At 75.5% G+C, this 7,199-nt stretch carries 7 protein-coding genes; 1 reads left to right on the forward strand and 6 read right to left on the reverse strand.

All coding sequences use genetic code 11. The annotated features are described in order from the left end of the window. The 5 genes from VIU94_RS41875 to VIU94_RS41895 form a co-directional block, all read right to left on the reverse strand. Positions 1–1,240, reverse strand: a 1,240-nt coding sequence (locus VIU94_RS41875) for an FtsX-like permease family protein (RefSeq protein WP_331920460.1), incomplete at its 3' end; no start/stop codon positions are given. Between the two features lie 204 nt (positions 1,241–1,444). After that, positions 1,445–3,646, reverse strand: a complete 2,202-nt coding sequence (locus VIU94_RS41880) for a hypothetical protein (RefSeq protein WP_331920462.1) — start codon at positions 3,644–3,646, stop codon at positions 1,445–1,447. Next, positions 3,643–4,440, reverse strand: a complete 798-nt coding sequence (locus tag VIU94_RS41885) for an ABC transporter ATP-binding protein (protein ID WP_331920464.1) — start codon at positions 4,438–4,440, stop codon at positions 3,643–3,645. Before VIU94_RS41885 ends, VIU94_RS41880 begins: the two co-directional genes overlap by 4 nt. Next, a complete protein-coding gene (locus VIU94_RS41890; protein ID WP_331920466.1) occupies positions 4,440–4,766 on the reverse strand; it encodes a hypothetical protein in 327 nt (108 codons plus the stop codon). The genes VIU94_RS41885 and VIU94_RS41890 overlap by 1 nt, the downstream gene beginning before the upstream one ends. A gap of 180 nt (positions 4,767–4,946) precedes the next feature. Next, positions 4,947–5,351, reverse strand: coding sequence for a globin (locus tag VIU94_RS41895; protein WP_331920468.1), 405 nt, complete (start codon positions 5,349–5,351; stop codon positions 4,947–4,949). A 119-nt stretch (positions 5,352–5,470) separates the two neighbouring features. Between VIU94_RS41895 and VIU94_RS41900 the strand changes: the two genes are divergently transcribed. Then, positions 5,471–6,460, forward strand: coding sequence for a methyltransferase domain-containing protein (locus VIU94_RS41900; RefSeq protein WP_331920470.1), 990 nt, complete (start codon positions 5,471–5,473; stop codon positions 6,458–6,460). A gap of 6 nt (positions 6,461–6,466) precedes the next feature. On the opposite strand, the gene VIU94_RS41905 is transcribed toward VIU94_RS41900, so the two are convergent. After that, the coding region (locus tag VIU94_RS41905) for an FHA domain-containing protein (protein ID WP_331920472.1) at positions 6,467–7,199 on the reverse strand (733 nt) is incomplete at its 5' end.

The raw sequence follows: 7,199 nt of genomic DNA on the forward strand, positions 1-7,199 counted from the left end.
CCGCGCAGCACACCGCGACCCCGGCGGCCACCAGCCACACCTGCGCGACGGGCGTCGCGTCGAGCCGCAGCCCGGCCTCCGCGAGCGCCGAGTGCTCGGCGAGCAGCCGGGTCAGCGGACCGGAGAGCAGCGGCGCGACGACGGCCGCCGGCAGGGCGAGCAGCGCCGCCTCGACGGCGGCCAGCCACACGATCCGGCCGCGCGAACCGCCGCGCGCCCGGAGCAGCTCCGTCTCGCCGGACCGCTCGGAGCTGAGCAGCCGGGCGACGAGCAGCAGCGCGTACGCGGCCAGCAGCACCAGTTGCACCGCCACGATCAGCAGCGTGGAACGGGACACCAGCAGGGCCCGCTCGGTCTGCTGGAGCACGGTCGGCAGCGAGGTCTGCGCGGTCACCGTGCCGCCGCCGAACGGGTCCGCGTCGGCGGCGAGCACCGCGGACCCGGCGGCGGCCGCGGTGCGCAGCGACGCGATCCGGTCGGTGGTCACGCCGGTGAAGTCCGCGGTCGCCAGCCAGGCCGTCTCGCCCCGGCTGAGCCGGCCGGAGCCGAGCAGCGCGGGGTCGGCGAGCAGCGGCCCGTACGTCGTGAAGTCCACGGTCCGCACGCCGCGCCCGGCGGCCTCGTCCAACCGCCAGTACGTGTCGGCGAGATCGGCGGGCCGGTAGACCCCGGTCACCCGGGCCTTCAGCGCACGCTTCTCGTCGAGTCGGTCGGTGAGGTCGAGCACGGCCCCGGGCTCGATCCGCAGCCGCTTGGCGGCGGCCTCGGGCACCGCGACCTGGACGGTCCCGGAGGCCGTGGTCCCGGCAGCGGCCCCGGAGCCCCGGGGGAGGGTTCCGCGCACCAGGGCGATCCGCGAGCGGTCGAGCGCGGCCAGATGCGTGAGGTCGGGCTGGCCGCGGCGGGCGGCGGCGTCCTGGAGGCTGCGCGGCAGCGCGTACGGCCCCGAGCGCTCCAGTTTGCGCACGGTCACCGGAAGGCCCGCGAAGGTCTTCCGCGCGCCCGCGCGGGCGGCCGCGTCCGCCGAGGCGCGCTTGTCGACGGGGACCTGCGCGGTGACGACGAGCCCGGCGCCGGCCGCGTCGCGGCCCTGGAGCGTGGAGCGCAGGGCCGCGTCGCCGACGGACCCGGAGAAGCCGGCCAGGGCGGCGAGGACGGAGGTGGTGAGCAGGACGGCCAGGAGCGCGGCGGCGAGCAGCAGCCGGTGCGCCCTGACGCGCAGCAGTACGAACCCCGTCACCCATCCCCCTGAAGTCTTCCCCCGACGACCCCGCAACGTTCACCGGATGCTTTCAGAGGGCAACGAGGTGTGGAAACCGCTTGCACCGCGCTCACGACCGTCCTTGACTCGATCGTGACCGTTATCCGGCGCAGCATCACCGGATTCCGCCCGTCCGTGTGCGGAGCCGTACATTCCGTCAACACGCGGACGGGGCAGGGCCGGTCAGTCCCCCCGCGGCGCCCAGCTGTGCGTGTACCGGGCCCCCAGCACCCCGCCCGCGACCGTCGCCGCCGCGCAGACGAGCACGGCGAGCGCGAGTCCGCCGCCGAGCAGACCGGCCGGGGAGTTCCCGGACGGCGCGAGGAAGGCGAGGTTGAACGAGGCGAGCAGCCCGCCGAACAGCGTGGCCAGCACCACCGCGCAGACCGTCGGCACGCCCATGCCCCACCAGGCGACTCGCAGATGGAACCCGGCCCCCGAGGTGTACCCGGCCATCGGGCGCAACTCGTCGGCCCGGTCCAGGAAGGCGTGCAGCAGACCCGCCGAGCCGGTCAGGACGAGGAACCCGAGCCCCAGGCCCGCGATCAGCAGCACCCAGTCGGCGATCCGGGCGCGGGCCGCAGACCCGACGACGTGCTCGGCGCCGGGCACGCGCACATCGGTCAGCGGGAAGGAGGCGTACGCGGCACGCTCGACCCCGGCCACGTCCCCGGCCTCCCGGACGAGGACCACGAACGCGCCCTCCCCCTGCCGCAGTTCGTCGGGACCGGCCGCGGCCCGGACGGTCGCCGCGCCGAACGTCGTCCAGCGCAGCGCCTCCGTCCGCGGGGTGCGCTCGGCGAAGACCTGCTCGACGGGGAGCGGGGCGCCGCTCGGGCAGGTACGCAACGGGGCGAGGGCCGCCAGCGCCCGGCAGTCGCCGACGACCACCGGCGGGGCGTTCTCGGCGGGGTGGACGACCCGGAGCACCTGGGCGTCGGGCGCGAGCGCGGCCAGGAACCGGCCGGCCTGCCCGGCGTTCCGCGCGCCGACCACTTCCACGAGGCGGCCGTCGAGCCGCTCGGCGAGCACGGCGGCGTGCCGGGCCTCCGTGGTCAACTCGCCGACCGTGATGTGCACCTGGGCGAGCAGCCCGAGGAGTACGGCGATCGCGGCGCTGCTCCGGGCGAGCACCCCGGGGTGCGCGGCGGCCCAGCGGCCGCCGACCAGCCGGGCCGGATCGCCCTCCCGCCGCCGGGTCACGGCCGCGGAGACCCGCGCGGCGGCCCGGCCGATCAGCGGCGGGAGCCCGGCAAGGGCCAGGACCGTGCCGACGCTGAACAGCCGTACGCCCCACGCGCCGCCGAGCATCGCGCCCCAGAGCGCGCCCAGCGTGCCCAGCCCGCAGACCCGGCCCGGCCAGGCGGAGGGCCGGACTTGGGCGGGTCGGGGGCGGGCGCCCGACGGGTCGGCGATCCGCAGATGCAGGGCGGCGAAGGCGAGGCACAACAGGGCCCAGACGGCGAGCAGCGAGAGCGGGAACGACCAGCGCAGCGCGGCGAGATCGCGGGCGGCGATCTCGTACCGGGTCAGCGGGAGTGTGATCCCGGTGAAGGCGACGACCGTCAGCGGCGCGCCGGCGACGAGGACGCCGACGGCCAGCGGACGCAGACACTCGCCGGCCGCGATCCTGGCGCGCACCGAACGGCCCGCGCCGATCGCGTGCAGCACGGCGAGCCTGCGGTCCCGGCCGCGCGCCCCGAGCCGGGAGGCGACGACGAGCAGGACGGCCGCGGGGAGCCCGAGCAGCGGCGTCATCAGCCAGTACAGATCGGCCTCGGCGCGGTCGAAGGCCCGGTTGAACTCGAACGTCGGGTCGCTGAAGGGGGCGCCGAAGCCGGAGACGGCGAGGGCGTGGTCCGCGTCCATGGCTCCGGCGTCTGCCGGCGGCCGCCGGTAGACGAGGAGTTCGCCCGGATCCAGCAGGCCGCTCGGGGCGATGGCGCCCGCGAGCCGGCCGTACCGGTCGGCGGACCGCGGCAGCGCGTCGAGCAGCGCGGGCGACACGAACGCCTCGCCGGGCGCGGGCCAGCGCGGCAGTCCGGGTGGCACGGGGGCGCGCTCGGAGACCGGCTCGACGGTGACGACGGCGAACGCCCGGTCTCCCACGGTGTCCGAACTGTCCGCCCACCAGGCGACGGGCGTGGAGCCCGGGGCGGTACGGACCGGGAGCCGGGCCTCGGTACGGGCGTCCCGCGCCCCGTACACCGCGGCGTTGACCTGCACCCCCCAGACGAGCAGCGCGGCGGCGACCCCGGCGAGGACCAGGCAGAGCGCCTGCACGGCGTGCCGGGGATCCCGTCCGGACCCCGCGGCCCGCCGCCCGACGGCGAGCAACTGCGCGGTGGCGCCCCGGCGGACGGGGCGGGCGTCCGTACGCGTCACGCCTCGGCCTCCGCCCGCGCGTCTGCGCCCGGTTCGGCCTCCGCCCGCGCGTCTGCGCCCGGTTCGGCCTCCGCCCGCGAGTCTGCGCCCGGTTCGGCCTCGGCCTCCGCCTCTGCTTGGGCGGCCGCCTCCGTCAACCGGCCGTCGCGCAGCCGCAGTCGGCGGTCCGCGCGGTACGCCACCAGCGGGTTGTGGGTGACGGTGAGCAGGGTCGTCCCGTACCGCTCCGGGAGCGAGAACAGCAGCTCGCAGACGTCGTCGGCGGCCTGCTCGTCGAGCGCGCCGGTCGGCTCGTCGGCGAGGAGCAGCGGCGGGCGGGTGGACAGGGCGCGGGCCACCGCGACCCGCTGCCGCTCGCCGCCGGAGAGCACGCCCGCGGGCGAGTCGGCCACCGCGCCGACCCCGAGCTCGTCGAGCAGCCGGCCGGCCGTCCCGTACGCCTCGTCACGTGGGGTACCGCCGATCAGCAGCGGCAGGGCGGCGTTCTCGACGGCGCTCAGCTCGGGGAGCAGCTCGCCGAACTGGTAGACGAAGCCGATCGTCCGCAGCCGCCACGCCGCGGCCTTCGAGGGCCGCAGCGCGGCGGCGTCGGTCCCGCACACCCGGACCGTCCCGGCCTGTGGCCGGCGCAGGCCGGCGAGCAGCGACAGCAGCGTGGACTTGCCGCTGCCGCTCGGGCCGGTGACGGCGAGGGACTCGCCCGCCCGCGCGGTCAGAGCGACGTCGCGCAGGAGCGTGCGCCCGCCGAGCTCACAGGTGAGACCGGAGACGTCCAGGGCGGGAGACGCATTCATCAGTGCTTGTACCAGTACGAGCAGCTGTCCGGGGCGAACGGGTAGTTCTCGCAGGTCCGCAGCTCGCGCACGGCGGAGCTGCTGGAGCTGCCGGACTTGCAGTAGCCGCCGGTCTCCTCCACGCGTCCGCTCGCGCCGTTCACGCGCTTGAACTCGCTGTAGACGTTGAAGCCGTCCACTTCGCGGTCGCACACCCGCACGTAGGTGTGGTCGCTGCTGATGTAGCTGAAATCGCTGCCGTGGTAGACGTAGAACGTGTTGCCCTGGGCGATGCCCCCGGCCAGCAGCGCGGTGATGGTTCCGGCGACCGCGGCGCCGAGTCGCATGGTTCTCCGTTGCACGATGAACCTCCACAAGAAGAAGGACATCCGCCGGGTGCGGATGTCCGTTCGATGTGTTGCGACTGTGAAGTTAGTGGCGACTGCGTGCGCCGTGGCGGATGTGGCGTGCGATTGACCGGAACATGCTCATGGATGACCGGATCGTGACCAACCGCGTACGCCGTGTCACTCAGGCGTGTTGACCATCGAGGCCGCCGCGTACGTCAGGTAGTTCCACAGCTGCTGCTCGTGCTCCGCGGCGAGCCCCAGCTCGTCGACGGCCGCGCGCATGTGCCGCAGCCACGCGTCGTGCGCCGCCCGGTCGACGGTGAACGGGGCGTGCCGCATCCGCAGTCTGGGGTGGCCGCGGTGGTCGCTGTACGTGCGGGGGCCGCCCCAGTACTGGATCAGGAAGAGCACCAGCCGCTCCTCCGCCGGGCCCAGGTCCTCCTCCGGGTACATGGGGCGCAGCAGGGGGTCCTCGGCCACCCCCTGGTAGAAGCGGCGGACGAGGCGCCGGAAGGTCTCCTCGCCGCCGACCTGCTCGTAGAAGGTCTGCTCCTGAAGTGTGCCGCGCGGAATCTCGTTCACCGTTCCATGGTCTCAGACCGCCCGGCCGAGGACCGGGGGCCTAGGACCGGTCCGGCGGCGGCCATGGCCCGCGGCCCGGATCGCTCGCTCCGGCCGCCGCCGCGCAGGACAGTGGAGGCATGGCCGCACCGATGGAGGACGCGTTCGCCGCCGAGGGTGCGCGGGCACGGCAGGGTTTGCTGCGCACGATCGAGGCGTACGGCGCGCTGCGCGACCCCGCCTGGCGGGCCGCGTTCGCCGAGGTCCCGCGGCACCTGTTCGTGCCGTACTACTACGCGGCCGGGGTCGGCCCCGACCGGCTCTGGCGGGACGACCCGGACCCCGTCCGGCGGGCCCGCTGGCTGCGCGGGGCGTACCAGGACGAGCCGCTGGCCATCCGGCTGCGCGACGGGGAGCTGCTCTCCTCCAGTAGCCAGCCCTCCCTGATGGCGCAGATGCTGGAGGCGCTGGAGGTACGGGACGGGGACGCCGTCCTGGAGATCGGGGCGGGCAGCGGCTACAACGCGGCGCTGCTGTGCCACCGGCTCGGCGACGACAAGGTCACCACCGTCGACCTGGACGAGGAGATCACCGAGTCGGCCCGGCAGCACCTGGCCGCGGCAGGCTACCGGCCGGCGGTGATCACCGGCGACGGGGCGCGCGGCTGCCCGCAGCGTGCCCCGTTCGACCGGATCGTCGTGACCTGCACGCTGCCGTCGGTGCCGTACGCCTGGCTCGCGCAGTGCCGGCCCGGCGCGCGCATCCTCGGCCCGCTGTCCACCGGCCTGATCCTGCTCACGGTGCGCGACGCGGCCCATGCGGAGGGCCGGTTCCTGGCGACCTCCGCGTACTTCGTGCCGCTGCGCGGGGCCGTGACGCCCGCGCCGCGGGAACGCCTCACCGGGCTGCCGCGCAGGGCGGTGGACAGCGAGACGTTCCGCTTCGTGCTCACGCTGACCGCGGCCACGCTTGATCCGCTGGAGGCGTACTCGCTGTGGCGGCGGGAGCGGCGGCCGGGCCGCGAGCGCTTCGGCGTCACGGTCGCCGACGGCCGCCAGTGGGCCTGGCTGGACGATCCCGAGGGGCCGTACGCCTGGCCCCTCGGGATGTCGGACGAGCCTGAGCTCTGAGGCTTCCTAGCCGCGCCGGATCGTGATCGTCGTCCACGCGCCGACGTGCACCCGGTCGCCGTCCTGGAGCGGGATCGGGACGTAGGGCTGGATGGGCTCCTCGCCGCCGTTGATCGTGGTGCCGTTGGTGGAGTTCTGGTCCACCACCGCCCACGAGCCGTCCGGCTGCTGGACCAGGACCGCGTGCTGGTGCGAGACGCCCGGGTCCTCCGGCGGCACCGACAGGTCGATGCTCGGGGACTCGCCCGTCGAGTGGCGGCGACGGCCGATCGTCACCTGGTTGCCGTCGAGCGGCAGGTGCTGCTCGGGGGAGTACGCGGGCAGGTTCAGGCCCGAGGCCTCCGGCCCGCTGCGCTGCATCATCGCCAGGAAGTACTCGCGGTCAGGACCGATCACGGCCGTCCAGCTCACGGGGCCGGGCTGCTGCGCCTGGAACTGCGGCGGCTGCATCTGGTGCATCTGCTGCTGGGGCTGCTGCATCTGCTGCATCTGCTGCGGCGCGGGCGGCTGCTGGCCCTGGAACTGCGGGGCCTGCGGCTCCGGCGGCAGACCCTGGAACTGCTGCGGCGGCGCGGGGGGCGCGTGCTGTCCCTGAGGAGCGTGCGGCGCCTGAGGGGCGTGCGGTGCCTGCGGCGGCGCCGACTGCGCGTGCGAGGGCGGCGGCAGCATCCAGTCGTCCGCGCCGCCCGGTTGCGGCTGCTGCATCTGCTGCGGAGCCGGGGGCGGCGGGCCCTGCTGG

The sequence above is a fragment of the Streptomyces sp. genome (assembly GCF_036566765.1).
Classification (GTDB): domain Bacteria; phylum Actinomycetota; class Actinomycetes; order Streptomycetales; family Streptomycetaceae; genus Streptomyces.

Bases quoted from the DNA above. Each gene is read 5' to 3' on its own strand.
- VIU94_RS41890 (WP_331920466.1), bottom strand. From the start codon at position 4,766: ATGCGACTCGGCGCCGCGGTCGCCGGAACCATCACCGCGCTGCTGGCC.
- VIU94_RS41885 (WP_331920464.1), bottom strand. From the start codon at position 4,440: ATGAATGCGTCTCCCGCCCTGGACGTCTCCGGTCTCACCTGTGAGCTC.
- VIU94_RS41900 (WP_331920470.1), top strand. From the start codon at position 5,471: ATGGCCGCACCGATGGAGGACGCGTTCGCCGCCGAGGGTGCGCGGGCA.